The sequence below is a fragment of the Photobacterium chitinilyticum genome, from assembly GCF_004104355.1.
In the GTDB taxonomy this organism is placed as follows: Bacteria; Pseudomonadota; Gammaproteobacteria; order Enterobacterales; family Vibrionaceae; genus Photobacterium; species Photobacterium chitinilyticum.
Map to the genome: position 1 here is coordinate 1 of NZ_RJLM01000081.1, position 1,048 is coordinate 1,048.

At 46.2% G+C, this 1,048-nt stretch carries 1 protein-coding gene; it reads left to right on the forward strand.

The annotated features are described in order from the left end of the window. Window positions 1-209: 209 nt before the first annotated feature. Window positions 210-1,048: IS110 family RNA-guided transposase (locus EDI28_RS25885; RefSeq protein ID WP_128786692.1), on the forward strand; the 839-nt coding region annotated here is incomplete at its 3' end.

Consider the following 1,048-nt stretch of genomic DNA (forward strand, 5'->3'; position numbering starts at 1 on the left):
TTGTATGGATAATAAAACCAACTTCAGGGTAAAGTGAGACCCAGGCTTTAGCTGCAACTAAAGCTTTCTATATAGCAGTTCGATTGATTGCTGGCTCCTCTATTGAGAGACCGATAACAAACGTGAACGCTGTATAGGACTCCAAGCACCATACTCGAATAGTCGACTGGGTCTCGAACCCGCATTACGCAAGCAAGAGTTAGCTTATTATGAATACTGCAACGRATCAAAATATTAACGTCGGGGTCRATACCGGAAAATCTCAACTCGATATTTATATCCGACCACTCGATATCTTCTTCTCGGTTTCTAACGAYGATAAAGGTATCAAACAGGCCATCAAAACTATTAAGCAGCACTCTCCGSAACGTGTCGTGATTGAAGCCACKGGYCGKTTAGAAATGCCCTTYATTMTWGCCTGTGCYGACGCTAATMTTYCTTWCGTGATAGCCAATCCCGTTCATGTAAAACGCTTTGCCGGCGCCATCGGTCAGCGGGCTAAAACGGATAAGCTCGATGCCAAGCTCATCGCCCATTATGCCGAAGCTATAAAACCGGCACTAACCCGSCTAAAGCCTGAGTCCATGCGGCTTATGGCGGATCTRGTTAGTCGAAGAAATCAGCTTCTCTCGATGCAAACCATGGAAAAKAATCGCCTCCAAATCATGCCCAAACAACTGGCTATGACCATCAAGCCCATCCTGACAGCATTCAAAAACCAGATCGAAAAAACCGAAAAGAAAATTGTAGCGCTGATTGAAAGCTGCCCTGAATATCAGGCCAAAAAYGACATACTCCAAAGCATGCCCGGGATCGGAAAAATCGCAGCCGCGTCTATCATTAGCAACCTTCCAGAACTCGGGTATATCACCAACAAACAAGCCGCCGCCCTCGTCGGTGTCGCTCCCATGAACAGGGAAAGTGGCCGCTATAAAGGACTCAGAAAAATACAAGGCGGTCGGGCCCAGGTCAGAACCGTTTTATACATGGCAATGATGTCTGCCATGCAATGTAATCCTGTTTTTAAAAGCACCTATCAACGACTTCT